Here is a 19,443-nt window from a genome sequence, read left to right on the forward strand (position 1 = left end):
TTTCCATAGGACTCGGCTTTCGCAGTGCAAGTAATTGCGCGATACTGTCTCCTAGTCCGCCATTGCGTTGATGCTCTTCAGCCGTGACCACACATCCAGTCTTGTTCACTGAGTCTATGACCGCCTCTTCGTCCAAAGGTTTGATCGTATGCATATTGATGACCTCACAAGAGATCCCTTTTTCGCTCAACTTCTCAGAAGCCTCCAATGATTTCCATACCAGATGGCCTGTAGCGATGATGGTCACATCCGATCCGCTGGTCATCTTCTGTGCCTTGCCTATCACGAAGTCTTGATCGGGAGAGGTGAACACGGGCCACTTGGGGCGGCCGAATCGGAGATAGGCGGGACCATGATGATCGGCCAAAGCCAAGGTGGCCAAGCGGGTCTGGTTGTAGTCGCAGGGGACGATCACGGTCATATTAGGGAGCATCTTCATCATACCGATGTCCTCGAGTATCTGGTGGGTGGCTCCATCTTCACCAAGGGTGAGTCCAGCATGTGATGCACAGATCTTGACATTCTTCTCCGAGTAGGCTATGGATTGTCTGATCTGATCGTAGACCCGACCTGTAGAGAAATTGGCAAAGGTCCCTGTGAATGGGATCTTACCTCCTATGGATAGTCCGGCTGCAACACCCATCATATTGGCTTCTGCAATCCCTACTTGGAAGAAACGCTCAGGAAAAGCATCCTGGAAGGCATTCATCTTGAGCGATCCTGTAAGGTCAGCACAGAGGGCTACTACCTGGTCATTGGATTCTCCCAATTCCAGAAGGCCTTGGCCGAATCCTGAACGGGTGTCTTTCTTTTCGGTGACGTCTATGATCATGGTCTAGAGGTTTAATCGATGTGTTCAGAAACGGATTTGAACAGAGCTCTCTGACTCTATTTTGAATTCGCGTTCCAAGGTGTAGATGGCTTGTTTAGATTTTCTTGAGCGGTAAAGTACCCGGTAATGACCGGGTTGAAGGACGAATTGCTGTTGGGTATCTGTACCGTCCAGGTTGCAGACCCACTCCAATGTATTTCCTTTCACCTGCTGGATACATCCATATCCGATAGAGGGAAGAATGAGATTGAGCACTCCAGGTGTAGGAATTGCGATCGGTGTGCTTTTGTCTGCAGTGATCCTCACATTCGGGATGCGCGTTCGAGGCAGGGTAAGTACTTCGAGGTCATACATGCCCTGTATGTAGCTCTCACTCGTATTGAAGTCCTGTACATTGACCAATTCCTGTAATCCAGAACCACGTATCAGGCATTTGAGGTCTTTATAGGCATTCCGTCCTTCCATCTTGAGGTCGAGTTCTCCGATGGGAGCCTCTAAAGTGATAGTCGTGTGCTCACCGGGGACGATCGGCTGGAAATCCACTTTCTGTGGAGGTAAGGTGTGGGCGATTATATCGTAGGTGTAGACCGGGTCCAAGGGCAAGGTATCCGGGTTTCCGGCTTTGTTCATAGTATGGATGAACTGATACAGGATCTTACCGGTATTGCTATCGGAAAAGGTAAGAGGGACGTTGGTCACGGTGGGTTCCAGTTGGGCATCCAATAGGTCGACCTGAACGGTGGTATTATTCAGGGCTTGGCTGATGACCACCTGCAATACCTTTTCAAAAGTCTCTTCGCTGCTGGCATCGAAGAAATTACCGATACACTCAAAGGGGGTGGTATCCACATTCTCCATGCCGATACCAATGATGAAGGGTTTGAGGATCACTTTCTTTCGTTGAAGAGCGAGGGAAACGGCACAGGGATCTTCGTCACAGGCTTCGATCCCATCGGTGATCAGTATGATCACATTCCGGGCTTCGGCATCTGGGAAATCCTCAGCTGCTCGCTCCAAACTGCGGGCGATAGGAGTGGTTCCTTGGGGTTCTATCTCCTCCAACGCTTCATCGATCTGACTGAATCGATACGGGCCGAAGGGGACCAATAGTTCCGTGTCATCGCAATTCTGCTCGGCAGTGGCTATAGAGCTGCCGTGACCATAGGCCCTGAGGGCCAGTTCCAGATCGGGGGTGCCTTTCAATTCATCGAGGCTTTCCTTAAGAAGATCCGTGGCGATATCCATCTTGGTCTGGCTCTGCCATCTACCATTCATACTGTTAGAAGCATCGAGCACGAAGAGTATGCGTGTGAGTTCTTGAGAAATGGATACCTGCGTCAGCCCCATGCAGATCAGAACCACAAAGAGGTTCTTCAGGGATTGTCCTTTAATTTTCATCAAAAGGGTGAATAACAAGGAAGGTGCCAAGTGAACCGCTCCATGTTCGATCAGGCCGGGTAATCACCCAGTGTTTCTTCCAATTGGCTCAAGGCTTCTTCAAGTTGCTCATCATTGGGAGCCACTCCGTGCCACTTGTGAGTTCCCATCATGAAATCCACACCTTTTCCCATCTCGGTGCTCATGAGGATGCAAATGGGACGACCATTCCCGCTCTTGAGCTTGGCAGCAGCCATGGTGTCGTGGATGTTGTCAAAATCATGACCATCCATTTCCAGGCACATCCATCCAAAAGACTCCCATTTGGCCCGTAGATCGCCCAATTCCATCACATCATCCACATCTCCATCTATCTGTCGACCATTGTAGTCCACGGTAGAGATCAGATTATCGATACCATGATGGGCTGCATACATGGCTGCTTCCCAAATCTGGCCTTCTTGTAGTTCTCCATCTCCGTGTAAGGAATACACCAGATGCGGGTCACCATCCAATTTTTTTGCTTGAGCGACTCCACAGGCGACCGAGAGCCCTTGTCCCAAACTGCCAGAGGCCACTCGTATTCCGGGTAGACCTTCTTCGGTGGCCGGGTGGCCCTGCAATCGGGAATCGAGCTTGCGGAATGTGTTCAATTCCTCCACGGGGAAATATCCGCTTCGCGCTAGCACCGAGTACCAGACCGGTGAGATGTGCCCGTTGGAAAGGAAGAAAACATCCTCACCCTTACCGTTCATCTTGAAATCCGAATTGTGCTCCATGATATTGAAGTACAAGGACACAAAGAAATCTGTACAGCCTAAGGAGCCGCCAGGATGTCCAGAAGACACGGCATGGACCATTCGTACAATATCCCTCCTTACTTGGGAGGCAATCCGTTCAAGCTCTTTGTTGTCGAGTTTTCTTTCCATCGTGCGGCTAGGTATAGCAATTTCCTCCATGTGCGGATTTAAAGGGCAAAGAAAGGGATATGCCTACGACCACGAAGAATGTGTGAAAAACAGTGGTGACATTGTTGATAACGGCCGTAGCTCGGAGAAGGCCTTTCCTGATCGGTGTATGACGGGAGTCCGAATAGGCTACATTTGTCGCCCCAAAAAGATCTATTCATGGCCCTTCAATGCGGAATCGTTGGTCTGCCCAACGTTGGAAAATCCACTCTCTTCAACTGCTTCAGCAATGCTAAGGCCCAAGCGGCCAATTTCCCTTTCTGTACCATCGAGCCCAATGTGGGTGTCATTACCGTCCCTGATGAGCGTATCACCCAACTAGCAGAACTTGTGAATCCGGAACGGGTCATGCCCACCACCATAGAGATCGTGGACATTGCTGGTCTCGTGAAGGGAGCGAGCAAAGGGGAAGGACTTGGAAATCAATTCCTTGGGAATATCCGAGAGACCAACGCCATAATCCATGTGCTCCGCTGTTTTGAGGATGGCAACGTAGTGCATGTAGATGGCAGCGTAGATCCCGTGCGTGATAAAGAGGTCATCGATACTGAGCTACAACTCAAGGATCTGGAATCCGTGGAGAAGCAGATCCAATCCTGCTCCAGAGCAGCCAATGCTGGAGATAAGAAGATGTCAGCCCGAATGGCCGTGCTGGAGAAATGGAGGGATACGTTGCTGCAAGGCAAGTCGGCCCGTACCGTGGACTTGAATGAAGCCGAAGAAGAACTCGTACATGATGTACAATTACTGACCAACAAACCGGTGCTTTATGTCTGCAATGTGGATGAAAGTGCAGTGGTTTCAGGAAATGCTCACACGGCTGCTGTAATGGAAGCGGTCAAGGATGAGAATGCAGAGGTACTGATACTCGGAGTGGGGATAGAAGCGGATATCGCAGAATTGGACAGCTACGAGGATAAGAAGGAGTTCTTAGATGATCTGGGTCTGGAAGAGGCCGGAGTGAATCGACTGATCACATCTGCATATCGATTGCTCGATCTGGAGACCTATTTCACTGCAGGAGAGATAGAAGTTCGTGCCTGGACCATACGCAAAGGGACCAAAGCCCCACAGGCAGCCGGTGTGATCCACACTGATTTCGAGAAAGGCTTTATTCGAGCCGAGGTCATAGCCTTTGATGATTACATCAATTACGGGTCAGAACCTGCTGTAAAAGAGGCGGGTAAGATGGGAATAGAAGGCAAGGAGTATGTGGTGAAAGATGGGGATGTGATGCATTTCAGATTCAACGTCTGAAGTCCTGAGACGCTATTCTTTCAGCACGATATATTGCACTGTAGAGGCCTTGTTCCCGCAAGCATCCTCTGCCATCCAAGTACGTTCGATGACCCCATTCTCGCCACCCGAGAATTGCTTGTCAACGAAGATCCAATTGATCTCAGGACGATCGCAATCTGTAGAGGCCAGTGGGTTCTCTAGACTTTCCAGTTGATCCTTGGGCCACTCGATCTTCATCTCATACTCACCGATGACTATGCCTTTTTGAGCATGGGCAATGGTCGCGCTTCCGAGTAAGAGCATCAAAGTAAGTAGGTGTTTCATGGGGGTGTCTTTAGAGGTGAATATATCAATTCCAATGCCGATCAGAATATCCAAGCATAGAGTTGGACCAAGAGATAGATGACCATGATGACAAATAGGGTGGTCAAGATGAAAAGCCCTAGGAAGAATGGGAGGGTGCTCTCTCGGTGCTTTCCTTGGGTATGATACTCTTTGAAGAGTCGGAGATTCCGCTCATTGCTCTTGTAAGCGAAATCAAAGAAGAGACCCAGTATCGGTATGGAACCGATTGTCGCATCCAGGGTGATATTGCCGAACATCTTGAGGATGAGCATTTTACTCGCTCCAAGTTTGTAGCATTTGAAAAGGATCAATATGCTGAACAGATAGCCTGCAAGATCACCCACGACAGGGATCAGGCCTATGATCGGGTCGAGTCCGATAGTCCATTGAGTGCCCGGTATCCGTATGCTGGAATCCAATAGATCAGCATAGCGCTGAAGGACCCCTAATTCGAGTTTTTGCTCTGTGTCTGTACCTACGCTTCTGCTTCTCATTTCCTTTTCTTAACGAGAATTCGACCACAATAGACGTGCCAGTGGACGTAGAGTGACACGAAGCGGTCCTTCTTTTACATGTAACGCAAGGCTTTCCATTGTAATTTTGCCGGCCATGACAGCAGAGATAGTCACAATAGGAGATGAGATATTGATCGGACAGACTGTGGATACCAATTCCGCATGGATGGCCCAAGAGCTCAATAAGCTAGGTGTGAAGGTGGGTCGCGTGACCACCATTGCAGATACACCTGAGGACATCATTCAAGCCCTCGAAGAATCCCATGCACGGGTCGATCTGGTATTGATGACCGGTGGCCTGGGGCCTACCAATGATGATGTGACCAAGATGACCTTGACAGAGTACTTCGAGGATGAGTTGGTCATGCACGATGAAGTCCTCGAAGGCATCAGTAGCTATTTCTCTTCCAAGGGAAAAAGGCTCCTTCCTATGAACAGGGATCAAGCCCTATTGCCCAAATCGGCCCGTATAGTCAGGAACTTCAAAGGATCGGCCAGTGGGATGTGGTTCGAGAAGAACGGTAAAGTGGTCATCTCTATGCCCGGGGTGCCCTATGAGATGAAGCACCTCATGGTGACCGGATTCCTCGATATGATCGCAGAGCATTTTGAGACTTCTCCTGTATTTCATCATACGCTCATGACCTTTGGGGAAGGAGAATCCTTCATTGCGCATAGAGTGCAGGACTGGGAGGCCAGTTTGGAAGAAGAAGATGTACGGCTGGCCTATCTGCCGTCATTAGGAATCGTCAAGATGCGACTGAGTGCATATGGACCCGATAAGGAGGTCTTAAAAGAAAAGGTCATGCGTAAGGCCAAGGAGCTGGAAACTTTGATTCCCGAGCTCGTCTATGGATACAATGAGGAAAAACTAGAACAGGTCGTGGGTCGATTGATGGTAGAGAAGAAACGCACCATCGCCACCGCTGAAAGTTGCACCGGTGGATATATAGCCCACCTCCTGACCACCGTTCCAGGCAGTTCGAGGTACTATGAAGGGTCTTTCTGCACGTACAGCTATAAATCCAAGAGTGAGATCCTGGATGTAGATGCTCAGGTCATTCTGGACAGAGGAGCAGTGAGCCAAGAGGTGGTAGAGGATATGGCCAACGGGGTCTTCTTGCATTTCGATACGGATTATACCATCGCGGTCTCAGGGATCGCTGGCCCGGATGGCGGAACGGAAGACAAGCCGGTAGGTACCGTTTGGATGAGCGTGGGTACCAAAGAAGGCCTGGTCACCAAGTGCTTCCAGTTCGGGCGAAATCGCAGGAATAATATCCGCATGACCGCCCTCACAGCACTCAATGAATTGCGCAAACAGCTATTGACAGTCTGATGTTCACTTCATACATCGAAAAATACGTTGTAGCGAACAGATAAAATTCTTTTCTTTGCACTCCCAAAAAATCGAGGACCATGGCACGTGTATGTCAATTGACCGGAAAGAAGATGATGGTGGGAAACAATGTCTCACACTCCAAAAGGAGAACGAAGAGACGTTTCTACCCCAACCTCATCGATAAGAAATTCTACATCCCTGAGGACAACAAATGGGTCTCTCTACGGATCTCGACCTCTGCTTTGAAGACCATCAACAAGATCGGTATCAAAGCGGCTATCGAGCGTGCCAAGGAAAAAGGATACTATAAAGGCTGATAATCATGGCTAAGAAGGGAAACAGAGTTCAAGTGATCCTAGAGTGCACCGAGCACAAGGACAGCGGCCAGCCAGGCACGTCCAGGTACATCACTACCAAGAACAAGAAGAACACTCCAGACAGAATGGAGATCAAGAAGTACAATCCTATCCTGAGGAAATACACCATCCACAAGGAGATAAAATAATCAGGTCATGGCAAAGAAGACAGTAGCAACACTACAGACCGGAGGTGGTAAGCAGTTCACCAAGGTCATCAAGATGGTCCGTTCAGAGAAGAGCGGTGCATACACGTTCAAAGAAGCCATCGTGCACAATGAGAACGTCAAGAACTGGTTGTCCGACAATTGATCGGTACTGCTGACAAGGTATTATAGGCTTCCTCTCAACAGGAAGCCTTTTTTGTTTCTTTGAATTCCTCAAATCCACCCACCACATCGTTTATGGCATTATTCGGATTATTCTCCAAAGAGAAAAAAGAAAAACTGGATGAAGGACTGAACAAGTCCAAGACAGGCATCATGTCCAAACTGGCCCGAGCCGTGGCTGGGAAGAGCAAGGTGGACGCTGAGGTGCTTGATGATCTGGAAGAAGTGCTGGTCACTTCCGATGTAGGCGTCAGTACCACACTCAAGATCATTGACCGTATCGAAGAACGAGTGGCCCGAGATAAGTATGTCGGTACGGACGAACTCAACGAGATCCTACGCGATGAGATCGCCCAGTTGCTCGAGGAGTCCGGTTCGGATGACTCCACCAAACAGATAGATACCAGCGAGGTGAAGCCCTACGTCATCATGGTCGTAGGGGTGAACGGAGTAGGAAAGACCACCACCATAGGTAAGCTTGCCCATCAGTTCAAGCAACAAGGCAAGTCGGTGGTACTGGGTGCGGCTGATACCTTCCGCGCAGCAGCGGTCGATCAATTGAAGATATGGGGAGAACGGGTGGATGTGCCTGTCATTAATCAGGGTATGGGTGCCGATCCAGCCTCGGTGGCCTTTGACACCGTACAAAGTGCCGTGGCTCAAGGGGCTGACATCTGCATCATCGATACAGCCGGACGTCTCCATAACAAGGTGAATCTCATGAACGAATTGACCAAGATCAAGACCGTGATGCAGAAACATGTGAGTGAGGCTCCACATGAGATACTCCTCGTATTGGATGGTTCTACCGGTCAGAATGCCTTCGAGCAGGCCAAACAATTCTCCGCAGCTACGGACATCACGGCCCTGGCCGTCACCAAACTCGATGGCACGGCCAAAGGGGGTGTGGTCATCGGTATTTCCGATGAATTCAAGATCCCGGTCAAATACATCGGGGTAGGTGAGGGTATGGAGGATCTGCAGGTATTCCACCGGAGGGAATTCGTGGACTCCCTCTTTGGAGAATGATTCCGCTCGTACCGTTCCAGGTACATCCATCCATACGAGAGCGCATTGACACAGATGATCGCTGGCTATATGTCAGAGAATCACATCTTTGTCGCGCAAATCCATAACCCGATCAATGAAGTACTATATCCTCACACTGGCGGTGATCACATTGATATCATGCGCACAGGATAATCAGAACACAGAAATGACGAATACAGATACAGCTGTACCCGGTGTGGTCCTCGAATACATGGACACCACCATCCGTCCGCAGGACGATTTCTATCGCTTTGTCAATGGTAAATGGCTGGAGACGGCCGAGATTCCCGATGATCGTACGCGATGGGGGAGTTTCGATGAGCTCCGCAAGATGACCGATGATGATGCATTGGCCATTCTCAAAAAGGCCAGCGACAGTGGCGACTATGCAGAAGGCACCGACCAGTGGAAGGCCATCCAGGTATTCCGTTCGGTATTGGACTCCAACTCCCGGAATGCGGCCGGAGTTGACCCTATCACGCCCTATCTGGATAAGATAGATGCCGTTCAGTCCATGGAGGATCTAAACGCTTTGATGGCCGAGATGGAACCTTACGGAGGTATCGGATTCCTAGGTACATATGTCTACACCGATCTGAAGAACAGTAAGATGAATACCGCCTATCTCGGTGCCGGTCCCCTCGGACTGCCGGAACGGGAGTATTATGTAGGCGATGATGAGGATAGCAAGGAGAAGCGTGAGAAATACGTCAAGCACGTGTCCCGTATGCTCCAGTTCCTCGGGCATTCTCCCGAAGAAGCCGATGATAGGGCCGCCCGTGTACTTGCCTTTGAGACGCGTATGGCCGAGCCTAGGCTGACCAAAGAAGATCGCAGGAATCCATATAACACCTACAACCCCATGGCCATCTCCCAGCTTGAGGAAATAGTGCCCAGCGTGGATTGGCAGATGTATCTGAAGACCATCGGTGCGGGTGAACTGGATACTATCGTTGTGACGCAACCTGAATATTTCAAGGCACTACAGGCGATTTTCAATGAAGGTGAGATCGAGGAATGGAAGAACTACATGCGTTGGACCATGATCGATGGTACAGCCTCTTTCTTGACCACCGATATCGAGCGGGCCAACTGGGAGTTCTACAGTCAGGAACTGCGCGGTGCCAAAGAGCAACGCCCTGCTGAAGAGCGTGCGCTATCTACCTTGAATCGCACAGTAGGTGAAGCACTGGGTAAACTCTATGTCGATGAGAAATTCCCACCCGAGGCTAAAGCCAAGGCTGAGAAGATGGTGAGCAATGTGTTGGAAGCATACAAGGTGCGCATCCGTAATCTCGATTGGATGGAGCCTGAGACACAGGATAAGGCCATCGCAAAGATCGACAAGCTGCAGATCAAGATCGGATACCCCGATAAGTGGAAAGACTACTCCGACTTGAAGATTGAAGCCGTAGACAACGGAGGCACTCTATTCGGCAATATGCTCAATGTGACCAAGTGGAACTTTGATGAACGTATGGCCAAGCTGGGTAAGGAAGTGGACAAGACCGAGTGGTTCATGCCCCCTCAGACGGTCAATGCCTACTACAATCCTACATTCAATGAGATTGTGTTCCCGGCCGCTATCCTGCAGCCTCCTTTCTATAACTATCAGGCCGATATGGCCGTCAACTATGGAGGTATCGGAGCGGTCATCGGTCACGAGGTCTCTCACGGTTTTGATGACCAAGGGGCCAAGTTCGATGCAGACGGTAACCTGACCAATTGGTGGACCGAAGATGACGAGACACGATTCAAGGAATTGGGTAAGAACCTCATTGCACAATACGATAGCGTAGAAGCGCTACCAGGCATCAATCTCAATGGGGAGTATACCTTAGGAGAGAACATCGGTGACTTAGGAGGGGTATTCTCCGCCTATGATGGTCTACAGATGCATCTGGCAGAGGAAGGTGATCCGGGTGAGATCGATGGTTTCACACAGGAGCAACGCTTCTTCATCTCCTGGGCGACCATCTGGCGTCAGTTGATCCGTGAAGAGGCCCTAAAGAACCGCATCAAGACCGATCCGCATTCACCCGGAGAATATCGTGGATATATGCCGATCATGAATATGAAGGCCTTCCAAGAAGCCTTTGATATTAAAGAAGGGGATGAGATGTTCCTTGATGATGAACAGCGCGTGCAGATCTGGTAAGGATCCAGAGAAAAATTTTAGAAAGCCCTATCGGACCTCCGATGGGGCTTTTTCTTTCTCTGAAATAAGAAGGGCGAAGAGCAGCGCATTGATGATTCCCAATATGCCGATGGTATCTAAAAAGTCGGTGGCTGAATTGCCGATGATATCCCTTCCCATGATGGCCGGTACTACCAGACAGAAGGCGGATAAGTAATAGATTCCCTTCCATCGAGATCCTTGCTGATAGAATCTGTAGAGCAGGTAGGCACCGGTGGGTAGGATGAAGAGCATGCTGTATTTCATCTGATGCGGGAAGACCAAGAGGATGACCAAGAAGAGCATGCTGATATCCTTCCAATACTGGACAGATGTCCGTGCCATATTTCGTCTACGGAAGAAATAGATTGTCATGACGGCAACTACAATCAATCGTAGGACAAGGGTCGACCATTTCATCGCATCGAGGGACAAGGGCAGTCGGCTCATCAGGCAATTGATGCTCACACAACCATCGTTGATCTCCACCCCGAATTTCTTCCCAACCGGATTGATCATTTGCAACCAATGACCATGGAAAGCCAGGTTGGCCTCCCATCCGATGAAAAGGGCTGGGATGAGAAGCAAGAGGACTAGTATTCCCATGGTCAGTATGATGGGTTTCCATCTTCTATTCAGGAAATAATAGAAGAGCACCAGCAAAGGCAGGATCTTCAGATTGATACCAAATGCGAGTATAGCGGAGCCTAGCCAAGGGCGGCTTTTCCGTATCTGATACATCCCTTCTATGATGCACCAGAGCATGGGGAGGGTGACCTGACCCAGATTCAGATTGTGGATGTATACATTCACACTAAGCAGGAGAAGGACCAGTCCCATGCGGGAGATGAGCTTTTCTGAGAAGGCTGCCGGTACCAGTACCTCCTTTCTGAAGATGTCCCATGATCGGTAGAGTGCCGCCATGCAAAGTAGTGCCCATACCACCCGTGCTATCGGATAGCCTAAGAGCGTAAGCGGTTTCAGCAGCAGTGCGAAGAAGGGACCATAGAGATACTGGTTATAGGGATTGCTGATATAGGGATCGACACTGTTCCATAGTTGATCGGCTGCATGGAGGTAGACATTGATGTCATTTCCTTTGCGATGGGCCACCGTGATGGTGAATACCAGTACCGCAACCAGAAGTAGCCATCGGAGTATGGATCTGCGATTCAGCGAGCTCATGGCTCAATCATCGATCTTGTTGAATGAAGCCACGATACCCTGTATCAGGGCCGAACTGAAGCCGTGATGCTCCATTTGATTGAGACCTGTGATCGTACAACCCTTGGGGGTGGTCACCTTGTCTATCTCCTCTTCGGGATGGCTGTCCCGTTGTATGAGTAATTCCGAGGCCCCTTTTACCGTCTGATTCACGATGCGAGTAGCCGTATCCGCATCAAAACCTATCTCTATTCCTCCCTGCACCATGGCCCGCATAAAACGGAGCACATAGGCGATACCGCATGCTCCGAGTATCGTGGCGGACTCCATGAGTTCCTCCTCGATGAAGATGGATGAGCCTATGCTGTTGAAGAGTTCCTCGACCTCTTGGGAGCGTTGACTGTCCGTGCTATCCGTACAGATGCAGGTCACCGATTCGCTCACATCGGCAGCTGTATTGGGCATGGCCCTGAATATCTCCACGTGATGACCGATAGCACCATGCAGTTCATCCAAAGAGACGCCCGTGGCAAGCGAGATGATGGTATGCCTGCCGGGTTCGATCTCCTGCTGCACCTCCTGCAAGGTTTCGAGGATGTTGTAGGGTTTGAGCGCCACCAGGATGATATCGCTTTCTTGTATGGCCTTAGCGTTATCAGAAGTGATGCGGACTCCTTCGGTGGCGAAGTGTTGAATGCTCTCGATATGTCGCTTGGTAGCAGTGATGTTCTCATTGGATACATCAGCATGATCGATCAGACCCTGAACGATGGCCGATCCCAGATTACCACAACCGATAACAGCGATGCGTTTGTTATTCATGTGGGCTAATGTAAGCCAACACAGCTTCTTATGAAATCATTTTCAAACGCTCGATCTCTTTCGCTACATTCTCCGCTTCTTGGTATTTTGCATCACCTGCCTTACGATCTGTGGCTGAGAGCTTGTGTGCCTCTGACATTAATTTCTCATACTTCTTCTGCAATTTCTCTGCAGGCGATTTCGACTTGAATAATCCGAACATGGTCATTGTTTCCTACAAGAGTACTGGATTCGCTCATTGGCTTCTTGACAGCGCTTCGCGTGCTTTTCTTTTCTTCATGTCATGAGACTCCTGCTTCTCGGATTAATATTGGGTATCGCCATGCCGTCTTGCGAACAGTCGGTAGAAGGCAGTTTGCCGATGACCTCCTATCGCTATCTGGCTTTGGGCGATAGCTATACCATCGGTCAAGGGGTGGAGTACGAGGCCCGCTGGCCTGGCCAACTGGTGGATTCGCTAGCGGCAAGAGGTTTTACGGTCGATTCGCTCAAGTACATCGCCCAGACCGGCTGGACCACTACCGATCTGCAGAATGCTATCGACAATTCTCTTCCCTTGGAAGATTTCGATATGGTCTCGCTGCTCATCGGGGTCAACAATCAATTCCAAAGTATTCCTTTCGAGGTCTATGAGCAGGAATTCGACTCCCTGCTCTCCCAAGCGATTGCATTTGCTGGTGGTTCAGATCAAGTCTTTGTGGTATCCATACCCGACTATGGGGTCACACCTTTCGGATCGGGAAATGCGCAGCAGATAGGAGAGCAGATAGATATGTATAATGCCTATGCCTTACAGGTATGTACCGATAGGGGTATTCCATTTATCGATATCACCACGATCTCGCGTCAATTGGGCGATGGTCCCGATGCACTCGCACCAGATAACCTGCATCCGAGCCGCTTCCAGTATAGTCTGTGGGTGGAGGAGGTCTTGCCTGTTGTCGAGGTCATCCTTGGTAAATGAGCTGTCCAAGAACACCTGTACGCTGATTATACAGACTCTTCCTCGCTTACACCTCGTCTGAATGACTGATTGATCGAGGTAACTAGTTCCAAATCAACGGTCATTCAGAGTGTAGCGGAGCGGAACGAAGAATCTGCTAAATAGTACGTCCTCTTAATCCATTCATGCATCCCTTCCATGGTTCCTCCCATTGATTTTCATTCCTTCGCCCCATGAGCCTAGGAGCCATAGCCGCAGGGCATGAAACGACTTTGGAATCGGCAGAAGAGATCCTCCGTGCTGGAGGGAATGCCTTCGATGCGGCTATCTCAGCTTGCTTCACGCTCTTTGCCGCAGAACCATGCATGGGCTCGGCCGGAGCGGGTGGCTTTGCGATGTGTCACTCTAACGCGCATGGCACACATCTTTTGGATTTCTTCACTCAGACTCCCCGTGCCAAGGACGTGGACCGCGAGCTCGATTTCAGGCCGGTCACTGTAGATTTCGGTACCGAACAGGAGATATTCCACATCGGCAAGGCAAGCATTGCTGTTCCGGGGGTGATCGCGGGTCTGGGGGAACTACACCGTAGATATGGTACCATGCCCATGTCCGAATTGGTGCAACATGCCAAGTCGGTCTCTAAAGCGGGGGTCCATGTCAATGAATTCGGGGAGATAGATATGGCCCTTCTCCAAGACATCTTCAAGCTAGAGGAATCAGTCCAAGATATCTTCTTCCGTGATGGTGAGCCCAAGAAGCTGGGGGATACCATGGTCTATCCTCATCTGGCCGATTTTCTGGATTTCATCGCCTCAGAGGGAGACCGGGGTTTCTATCACGGGGAGATAGGTGAAAGAGTGAGTCGGTCGATCTATGAAGGAGGAGGTTTTCTGACCCGAGCTGATTTCCAGAATTATCGTGCACGCTGGAGCCGACCCATGTTGATGCCCTATCACGGGAATCAACTTTGCCTACCCAATGGACCGAGCTACGGTGGAGCCATCATGGCCTTGCTCGACCATCATCGCAACCAAGATGGACTAGGGCTTACGAGCTTGCTGGGGCTGGTCAAGGAGGAGATACATGAGAAGGGGGGAATCGGCCGCACGATGAAACGATTGCTCCCAAATCTGGATTACCGCTATCAAGGTACCGGTGAGGCCAGCAAGGGTACCAGTCATTTTTCCATCATCGATGCTCAAGGGAATGCCATCGGTCTCACATTGAGTATAGGCGAGGGGAGCGGATATTGGATTCCGGGTACGGATATGCAGATGAACAACATGCTCGGAGAACTTTTCCTCCTGCCCAAGGGTGCGCATTCTTGGGCACTGGACCAGCGACTCAATTCCATGATGTCACCGGTCATGGTCCGGGACCTGGAAGGCCAGGTGCGCTATGTAGGTGGTTCTGGAGGTGCAGGACGTATTCCCTATGTGATCTATCAGGTGATGGAAGCTCTATTTGCACACGGTCTTTCTCTGGAAGAAGCTACCCTCTTTCCACGCCAGCATTGGCATGAGGGCACACTGCACTTCGAGGCAGGTAGTCAAGTGGAAGATGTGGCCTCTGACCGCACCCAGCGCTGTTGGGACGAGCATTCGCTCTTCTTCGGTGGAGTTCATTCTATCTACACAGATGGCTCAGGCGGACTTCAAGCAGTCGGAGATCCGAGAAGGTATGGGGTAGCGAAGGTGCTCTGAATCAAGTGTTGAATTCCCCTTTATGTTCCAATGCTTGCTGGATATGTGCCGCATGATGCTTGCAATGCCAATCGTAGTTGGCCAAGGCCTGATCCAAGGTGTAGGTGTTCTGGTATTCCGGATGCACATAATGCTTGGCAAAATCACTATCGCTCATTCCACCCAGCAATCTGGACCATCGGCTATGTACACCCTTCAGAATATCAAGCGACTCCCGGATCGGAGCATCCAGCGTGTCTGTAAGCTCGGCCCAGCGGTCTTCGAAATAGGGTCGTATGGTAGGAGAGTCCTCGGTCAGGGTCAACTTGAAACGGATGAGGGCATTCATATGACTGTCTGCACAGTGATGCACGACCTGCCTTATCATCCAACCCTCTGGCCGATAGCGCCAATCCAATTCTTCGCTAAGGCCTGAGACCATCGCTTCCAGCTTTTCTGGAAATGCTCGGATGGTCTCCGTCATCTGCTTGCGCTGTTCCGAGCTCAGCACACCGGGCATTTGGAATCTCCCTACCGGGAAACGGAGTGTTTCAATGTCCTTCATCGGTCTTATAGAATCTTTCTGGAGAAACTTGTAGGGTGGTCAACTCCACTTCATGTCCATCGGGGTCGTGGAGATAGATCGAATTGAAATAAATGTGGTCATGCTCTTTGAAGTGGATTCCGCTCTGAGTGAATCGTTCTTTCGCCAATTCATAATTCGCTCTATCCACATGGAATGCGAAATGATCGATACGTACGTTCCGAGAATGCGTATCCAACTTGGGATGGTCCAGCTGCGCAGGGAAGAGAGCCACTCCGGATCGTCCGCTCAACATGAAGATGGGATAGGCGCCCCATTCCGGTATCTCATAGCGCTGCAGTCCTAAGACCATTTCATACCACTCAGCGGATCTCGACAAGCTTTTCACCCGTATAGCCACATGATCCAAGAAGTCGATCTTCAACGGCTTAGCACTCATCGCTTCTCAGCTATGATCTCCACCATGGCCGGGCAGAACAGACTCGCTCCGGGTGTCTCGCTCAAGCGCTTCATATCCTCCATGGCTTGTTCTGCCTCTTCAGATGTGAGATAGCCCATGTCCACGAGCCGTGGGAAATAGTTGGGATAGAAGGAATTGGGCCACTGCCACTCGAATTCATGCGGAGTGACCACTTTCTGCATGGGCCGATAGGAGAGGATATCCATGTCCATGCCTTCCAGTATGCCCGGAAGGTAGCGTCCGACATCGATCTCTCCCTCAGAATCCTGGAAGCTCTGCAATGCAGCGGCAATTGCCTTCTTCAGGTCAGGCATCTCAGGAGTGGTCTGATGGGTGGACCAATCGTAGTATTCATGGATGACCATGCGTCCCCCGGGTCTCAAGGCCTGATGCACCTTTTTCAAGATTCCTTCTGCATCCGGCACCCAGGCCAGGGCCCAGCGGCAGTACATGCCATCCAGACTCTCTGTCTCCAATTGCATATCAGCAAAGTCTGCGCAGATGGTCTCGATGCGTAGGCCATGTAGGCGGGAGACTTCATTGAGATGTGCGATATACCCTTCAGAGAGGTCGATGCCTATCACCTTGCCTTCCCTGCCGGTGATATAGGCGAGTTCTTGAGAACAATAGCCCGGGCCACAGCCCAGATCTAGCAGCACGTCCCCATGCTTGAAACCTGCTGCATTCCATCCCCGCAAAGCCTCACTGGACCACACCTGATGCTGGACACCGAGTCGATGAAGTTCATCCTGGTCAGTACCGAGGATGTATGAATTCTTCTCTGATAAGCTCATGATGAAGGATATGTAATTATCTGATGGGTCCCAAGTGGGTGTCTTTGAATCCCGATGGGAATTTAAGACCATATCCCAGAATACGGTCCAGACTTGAATGACCAAAGAGAATGATGCCGGCAATTTCTAGCCATTGGACTCCCCAGAGATATCCGCAGATCAATAGTACAAGGGCAATTCCCTTGTGATGAAGCAGATTGTAAGAGAATGCGCCAATATTAGAATCGATCAGATAACCGAGCATCCCGATATCCGGAAGAAGGATAAGAACAAGGAAATACCACCAAGGGAATGAGGTCATTGAGAATAGGTAGATGGAGAAGGCGAACATGGCCGCTTCTTCCCATTTCAATAGCTTCTTCATCATTCGGGCAAATAGGTTTCAGGTATCTGCTGCTCCTTGCTCTCTTGGGTCCAGTATATATTGAGTATCCACCAGCGCTCTCCGTCATTGAGTAATTGGATGCTGTTGATACCGCGCATGAAGGGAGCTTCATCTGCTTGGCTATTGAAAGCCTCATAGGTGCTGAATACCTGTGTGATCATCCCGAAGGTGTCCACTTCACGATGGATCTCCTCCTCGAAGAATCCCTTCTCCACGAGCCAAGGGCCTGATTTCTCGATATAATCCTCCACGGTGAGATACCAGGCCTGTATGTTGCCTTCCTTATCATGTCCAGAGGGAATCAGTTTTGCATCGGGATGGAAGAGATAGCGCATGAGATCCCAGTCGCGTGCCGCACCTTTCTCACCGGAGATGACCCCATATAGATTCTCGATGATGCCATCGAGGGTGCGTACTTTATCCAGATAAAGTGAATCGCTTCCTGCGGATGCGGATATGCCTATCGAGCTGACGATGAAGAGGGTAAGTAGGATGTGTTTCATGTATCGAATGTACATATGCCACTCATACTCTTCAAAAGCCTTTTGATGAGCGGCCGGTCAGGATAGAGCGCTGTATATTCGAGGCATGAGAATACGTGTGATAGAATCCATCCTGCTGATGTTCATGACCATGGGCTTTCAGGCAGCTCAAGGTCAGACTTTCAATGAATTCATCGACTACGTGAACGGGCTTCCTGAGTCCCAGCGCAGCGAGAAGACGGATAGCCTACTCAACAATACCTCGTCCTTTCCGATCACTGAGGATGGCTATGCGCACATCATCTATAATGGGAATGTGAGCAACGCTCAGGTGGCCGGAGATTGGACGGGCTGGAATCCGGCCGGTCAGAATCTGACCAACATTTCAGGAACAGATTTCTGGTACCGCACAGCGGCATTCGACAATGCCGCACGATTGGATTATAAGATCGTACTCAATGGCTCCAATTGGATCCTCGACCCCTTGAATCCCTTCTATGCACCGGGTGGCTTTGGCAATAACTCGGAACTACGCATGCCGGAGTACGAACCTCCGGTGGAGATCGAGTATGATCCAAGTATCCCCCACGGCACGGTCGAGACCCATTCATTCACCAGTACCAATATGAATGACACCCGTACCGTCAAGGTATACCTTCCACCCGGCTATGACCAGAGCACAGAGGATTATCCCATGGTCCTCGTTCATGATGGATTGGAGTACATCGATTTCTCTCAGATGGACAATACCTTGGATTATCTCATCGATCAGGGATCCATACCCCCGATGATCGGGATCTTCGTACCACCGGTCGACCGTACGGAAGAGTATCATGAATCCGAGCAGGCCGACTTCACAGCCTTCATCGTAGATGAGCTGATGAGCTGGGCCGATCAGGAATACCGGATCCTGGACGGAGCTGAGAACCATGCGGTGCTGGGTTCCAGCAGTGGGGGAAATATCTCCATCTGGCTGGGAATGCAGCATCCAGAGGTATTCGGCAAGGTGGCTGCTTTCTCGCCCTATACTGAACCCGATATCCTCAATGGTTTCGAGAATGCAAGCGAGCCCTTTGACTTGAAGATCTATGTGCTGCACGGCAGTTATGACCACATCTCGGTCATTCATCAGAGTGTTGATGCCTTCGTTCCGCTCTTAGTGGCCGATGGCTATGATCATTTGTATGAAGAGTTCCCAGAAGGACACAGCTATGGATTCTGGCGGGCCTATATCGACAATGCCTTGATATTCCTGTTCGACACCTCCACTGGAATAGAGGAATCCGAGGCCGATGAAGAAGGTGGTCTGGACTTGTATCCCAATCCGACCGATGGGCCATTCTCGCTCCAATTCACCGCAAGATCAGGATCATCCGTGCTGGTAGAGATCTTCGATCTCTCGGGTAATCTGATCGACACGGCCCAGCAAGTGGTCGAGTCGTCCGGTGTGCAGAGAATGAACTTGGAAAATGAAGCAAATGGAAAGAATCTCTCTCCCGGTCTCTATCACATATGCATCACTATCGATGACCGATCAGAAGGATGTGAAGAACTGATACACGTGAAATAGTCGCTCAGGCCCTGACCCTCAAGTTGATCCACTTCACCACCCGTAGCATCATCACGATACTCAAT

Annotated in this window: 23 protein-coding genes; 10 read left to right on the forward strand and 13 right to left on the reverse strand. The window is 50.2% G+C overall.

Going from position 1 to position 19,443, the window contains the following annotated elements; translation table 11 throughout:
- From HKN79_09200 to HKN79_09210, 3 genes are all read right to left on the reverse strand, one after another.
- Positions 1-832 (reverse strand): transketolase family protein (locus HKN79_09200; protein ID NNC83743.1); only part of this gene is annotated, 832 nt, incomplete at its 3' end.
- Between the two features lie 24 nt (positions 833-856).
- Positions 857-2,230 carry a VWA domain-containing protein gene (locus tag HKN79_09205; protein ID NNC83744.1) on the reverse strand — a complete coding sequence of 458 codons (1,374 nt, stop codon included), beginning with the start codon at positions 2,228-2,230 and terminating at the stop codon, positions 857-859.
- A 50-nt stretch (positions 2,231-2,280) separates the two neighbouring features.
- A complete protein-coding gene (locus HKN79_09210) occupies positions 2,281-3,138 on the reverse strand; it encodes a transketolase (GenBank protein ID NNC83745.1) in 858 nt (285 codons plus the stop codon).
- A 198-nt stretch (positions 3,139-3,336) separates the two neighbouring features.
- On the opposite strand from HKN79_09210, the gene ychF reads away from it, so the two are divergent.
- Positions 3,337-4,434: a redox-regulated ATPase YchF gene (gene ychF / locus HKN79_09215; protein ID NNC83746.1), complete on the forward strand. Its 1,098-nt coding sequence runs from the start codon at positions 3,337-3,339 to the stop codon at positions 4,432-4,434.
- 12 nt (positions 4,435-4,446) lie between these two features.
- On the opposite strand, the gene HKN79_09220 is transcribed toward ychF, so the two are convergent.
- Both HKN79_09220 and HKN79_09225 read right to left on the reverse strand, forming a co-directional pair.
- A complete protein-coding gene (locus HKN79_09220; protein ID NNC83747.1) occupies positions 4,447-4,740 on the reverse strand; it encodes a hypothetical protein in 294 nt (97 codons plus the stop codon).
- A 41-nt stretch (positions 4,741-4,781) separates the two neighbouring features.
- Positions 4,782-5,255: a DUF4112 domain-containing protein gene (locus HKN79_09225; GenBank protein NNC83748.1), complete on the reverse strand. Its 474-nt coding sequence runs from the start codon at positions 5,253-5,255 to the stop codon at positions 4,782-4,784.
- 115 nt (positions 5,256-5,370) lie between these two features.
- Here HKN79_09225 and HKN79_09230 point away from each other — a divergent pair, with 115 nt between their 5' ends.
- The 6 genes from HKN79_09230 to HKN79_09255 all read left to right on the forward strand — a co-directional run bounded on the left by HKN79_09230 (position 5,371) and on the right by HKN79_09255 (position 10,511).
- A complete protein-coding gene (locus tag HKN79_09230) occupies positions 5,371-6,615 on the forward strand; it encodes a competence/damage-inducible protein A (protein NNC83749.1) in 1,245 nt (414 codons plus the stop codon).
- Positions 6,616-6,695: 80 nt separating this feature from the next.
- Complete coding sequence (locus HKN79_09235) at positions 6,696-6,935, forward strand: 50S ribosomal protein L28 (protein ID NNC83750.1); 240 nt, start codon at positions 6,696-6,698, stop codon at positions 6,933-6,935.
- 5 nt (positions 6,936-6,940) lie between these two features.
- Positions 6,941-7,123: a 50S ribosomal protein L33 gene (gene rpmG, locus HKN79_09240; protein NNC83751.1), complete on the forward strand. Its 183-nt coding sequence runs from the start codon at positions 6,941-6,943 to the stop codon at positions 7,121-7,123.
- 7 nt (positions 7,124-7,130) lie between these two features.
- On the forward strand, positions 7,131-7,286 hold the full coding sequence (locus HKN79_09245) for a DUF4295 domain-containing protein (GenBank protein ID NNC83752.1): 156 nt from the start codon (positions 7,131-7,133) through the stop codon (positions 7,284-7,286).
- 92 nt (positions 7,287-7,378) lie between these two features.
- The gene (gene ftsY / locus HKN79_09250; protein NNC83753.1) at positions 7,379-8,332 is read left to right on the forward strand and encodes a signal recognition particle-docking protein FtsY; all 954 of its coding nucleotides are present in this window, start codon (positions 7,379-7,381) and stop codon (positions 8,330-8,332) included.
- A gap of 115 nt (positions 8,333-8,447) precedes the next feature.
- Positions 8,448-10,511, forward strand: coding sequence for a M13 family metallopeptidase (locus HKN79_09255; GenBank protein NNC83754.1), 2,064 nt, complete (start codon positions 8,448-8,450; stop codon positions 10,509-10,511).
- Between the two features lie 27 nt (positions 10,512-10,538).
- Here HKN79_09255 and HKN79_09260 read toward each other — a convergent pair whose 3' ends face one another.
- From HKN79_09260 to HKN79_09270, 3 genes are read right to left on the reverse strand one after another with little or no spacing between them, the layout of a single operon-like run.
- Complete coding sequence (locus tag HKN79_09260; protein NNC83755.1) at positions 10,539-11,714, reverse strand: DUF2029 domain-containing protein; 1,176 nt, start codon at positions 11,712-11,714, stop codon at positions 10,539-10,541.
- Positions 11,715-11,717: 3 nt separating this feature from the next.
- Complete coding sequence (gene proC / locus HKN79_09265) at positions 11,718-12,515, reverse strand: pyrroline-5-carboxylate reductase (GenBank protein ID NNC83756.1); 798 nt, start codon at positions 12,513-12,515, stop codon at positions 11,718-11,720.
- A 28-nt stretch (positions 12,516-12,543) separates the two neighbouring features.
- Positions 12,544-12,717, reverse strand: a complete 174-nt coding sequence (locus HKN79_09270; protein ID NNC83757.1) for a Lacal_2735 family protein — start codon at positions 12,715-12,717, stop codon at positions 12,544-12,546.
- Positions 12,718-12,798: 81 nt separating this feature from the next.
- On the opposite strand from HKN79_09270, the gene HKN79_09275 reads away from it, so the two are divergent.
- Together HKN79_09275 and HKN79_09280 are read left to right on the forward strand one after the other, a co-directional pair.
- Positions 12,799-13,479 carry an SGNH/GDSL hydrolase family protein gene (locus HKN79_09275; protein NNC83758.1) on the forward strand — a complete coding sequence of 227 codons (681 nt, stop codon included), beginning with the start codon at positions 12,799-12,801 and terminating at the stop codon, positions 13,477-13,479.
- 212 nt (positions 13,480-13,691) lie between these two features.
- Complete coding sequence (locus HKN79_09280; protein ID NNC83759.1) at positions 13,692-15,164, forward strand: gamma-glutamyltranspeptidase; 1,473 nt, start codon at positions 13,692-13,694, stop codon at positions 15,162-15,164.
- Position 15,165: 1 nt separating this feature from the next.
- Here the strand turns inward: HKN79_09280 and HKN79_09285 are convergent, their stop codons facing one another.
- The 5 genes from HKN79_09285 to HKN79_09305 are packed head-to-tail and all read right to left on the reverse strand — an operon-like array spanning position 15,166 to position 17,829.
- Positions 15,166-15,708 carry a putative metal-dependent hydrolase gene (locus HKN79_09285; protein NNC83760.1) on the reverse strand — a complete coding sequence of 181 codons (543 nt, stop codon included), beginning with the start codon at positions 15,706-15,708 and terminating at the stop codon, positions 15,166-15,168.
- Positions 15,695-16,126 (reverse strand): VOC family protein, encoded by a 432-nt coding sequence (locus HKN79_09290; GenBank protein NNC83761.1) that lies wholly within the window; start codon positions 16,124-16,126, stop codon positions 15,695-15,697. Before HKN79_09290 ends, HKN79_09285 begins: the two co-directional genes overlap by 14 nt.
- Entirely contained in the window at positions 16,123-16,941 is an 819-nt protein-coding gene (locus HKN79_09295; GenBank protein NNC83762.1) for a class I SAM-dependent methyltransferase, read from the reverse strand. Before HKN79_09295 ends, HKN79_09290 begins: the two co-directional genes overlap by 4 nt.
- A gap of 16 nt (positions 16,942-16,957) precedes the next feature.
- Entirely contained in the window at positions 16,958-17,305 is a 348-nt protein-coding gene (locus tag HKN79_09300) for a DUF4260 domain-containing protein (protein ID NNC83763.1), read from the reverse strand.
- Positions 17,305-17,829, reverse strand: coding sequence for a hypothetical protein (locus HKN79_09305; GenBank protein ID NNC83764.1), 525 nt, complete (start codon positions 17,827-17,829; stop codon positions 17,305-17,307). Before HKN79_09305 ends, HKN79_09300 begins: the two co-directional genes overlap by 1 nt.
- 85 nt (positions 17,830-17,914) lie before the next feature.
- Between HKN79_09305 and HKN79_09310 the strand changes: the two genes are divergently transcribed.
- Entirely contained in the window at positions 17,915-19,378 is a 1,464-nt protein-coding gene (locus HKN79_09310) for a T9SS type A sorting domain-containing protein (protein NNC83765.1), read from the forward strand.
- Positions 19,379-19,443 lie beyond the last annotated feature (65 nt).

The organism is Flavobacteriales bacterium (assembly GCA_013001705.1).
GTDB lineage: Bacteria > Bacteroidota > Bacteroidia > Flavobacteriales_D > JABDKJ01 > JABDLZ01.

What these genes read in the sequence shown, in the direction of transcription:
- HKN79_09205 (NNC83744.1), bottom strand. Translation starts at nt 2,230, where the DNA reads ATGAAAATTAAAGGACAATCCCTGAAGAACCTCTTTGTGGTTCTGATC.
- HKN79_09210 (NNC83745.1), bottom strand. Translation starts at nt 3,138, where the DNA reads ATGGAAAGAAAACTCGACAACAAAGAGCTTGAACGGATTGCCTCCCAA.
- ychF (NNC83746.1), top strand. Translation starts at nt 3,337, where the DNA reads ATGGCCCTTCAATGCGGAATCGTTGGTCTGCCCAACGTTGGAAAATCC.
- HKN79_09220 (NNC83747.1), bottom strand. Translation starts at nt 4,740, where the DNA reads ATGAAACACCTACTTACTTTGATGCTCTTACTCGGAAGCGCGACCATT.
- HKN79_09225 (NNC83748.1), bottom strand. Translation starts at nt 5,255, where the DNA reads ATGAGAAGCAGAAGCGTAGGTACAGACACAGAGCAAAAACTCGAATTA.
- HKN79_09230 (NNC83749.1), top strand. Translation starts at nt 5,371, where the DNA reads ATGACAGCAGAGATAGTCACAATAGGAGATGAGATATTGATCGGACAG.
- HKN79_09235 (NNC83750.1), top strand. Translation starts at nt 6,696, where the DNA reads ATGGCACGTGTATGTCAATTGACCGGAAAGAAGATGATGGTGGGAAAC.
- rpmG (NNC83751.1), top strand. Translation starts at nt 6,941, where the DNA reads ATGGCTAAGAAGGGAAACAGAGTTCAAGTGATCCTAGAGTGCACCGAG.
- HKN79_09245 (NNC83752.1), top strand. Translation starts at nt 7,131, where the DNA reads ATGGCAAAGAAGACAGTAGCAACACTACAGACCGGAGGTGGTAAGCAG.
- ftsY (NNC83753.1), top strand. Translation starts at nt 7,379, where the DNA reads ATGGCATTATTCGGATTATTCTCCAAAGAGAAAAAAGAAAAACTGGAT.
- HKN79_09255 (NNC83754.1), top strand. Translation starts at nt 8,448, where the DNA reads ATGAAGTACTATATCCTCACACTGGCGGTGATCACATTGATATCATGC.
- HKN79_09260 (NNC83755.1), bottom strand. Translation starts at nt 11,714, where the DNA reads ATGAGCTCGCTGAATCGCAGATCCATACTCCGATGGCTACTTCTGGTT.
- proC (NNC83756.1), bottom strand. Translation starts at nt 12,515, where the DNA reads ATGAATAACAAACGCATCGCTGTTATCGGTTGTGGTAATCTGGGATCG.
- HKN79_09270 (NNC83757.1), bottom strand. Translation starts at nt 12,717, where the DNA reads ATGTTCGGATTATTCAAGTCGAAATCGCCTGCAGAGAAATTGCAGAAG.
- HKN79_09275 (NNC83758.1), top strand. Translation starts at nt 12,799, where the DNA reads ATGAGACTCCTGCTTCTCGGATTAATATTGGGTATCGCCATGCCGTCT.
- HKN79_09280 (NNC83759.1), top strand. Translation starts at nt 13,692, where the DNA reads ATGAGCCTAGGAGCCATAGCCGCAGGGCATGAAACGACTTTGGAATCG.
- HKN79_09285 (NNC83760.1), bottom strand. Translation starts at nt 15,708, where the DNA reads ATGAAGGACATTGAAACACTCCGTTTCCCGGTAGGGAGATTCCAAATG.
- HKN79_09290 (NNC83761.1), bottom strand. Translation starts at nt 16,126, where the DNA reads ATGAGTGCTAAGCCGTTGAAGATCGACTTCTTGGATCATGTGGCTATA.
- HKN79_09295 (NNC83762.1), bottom strand. Translation starts at nt 16,941, where the DNA reads ATGAGCTTATCAGAGAAGAATTCATACATCCTCGGTACTGACCAGGAT.
- HKN79_09300 (NNC83763.1), bottom strand. Translation starts at nt 17,305, where the DNA reads ATGAAGAAGCTATTGAAATGGGAAGAAGCGGCCATGTTCGCCTTCTCC.
- HKN79_09305 (NNC83764.1), bottom strand. Translation starts at nt 17,829, where the DNA reads ATGAAACACATCCTACTTACCCTCTTCATCGTCAGCTCGATAGGCATA.
- HKN79_09310 (NNC83765.1), top strand. Translation starts at nt 17,915, where the DNA reads ATGAGAATACGTGTGATAGAATCCATCCTGCTGATGTTCATGACCATG.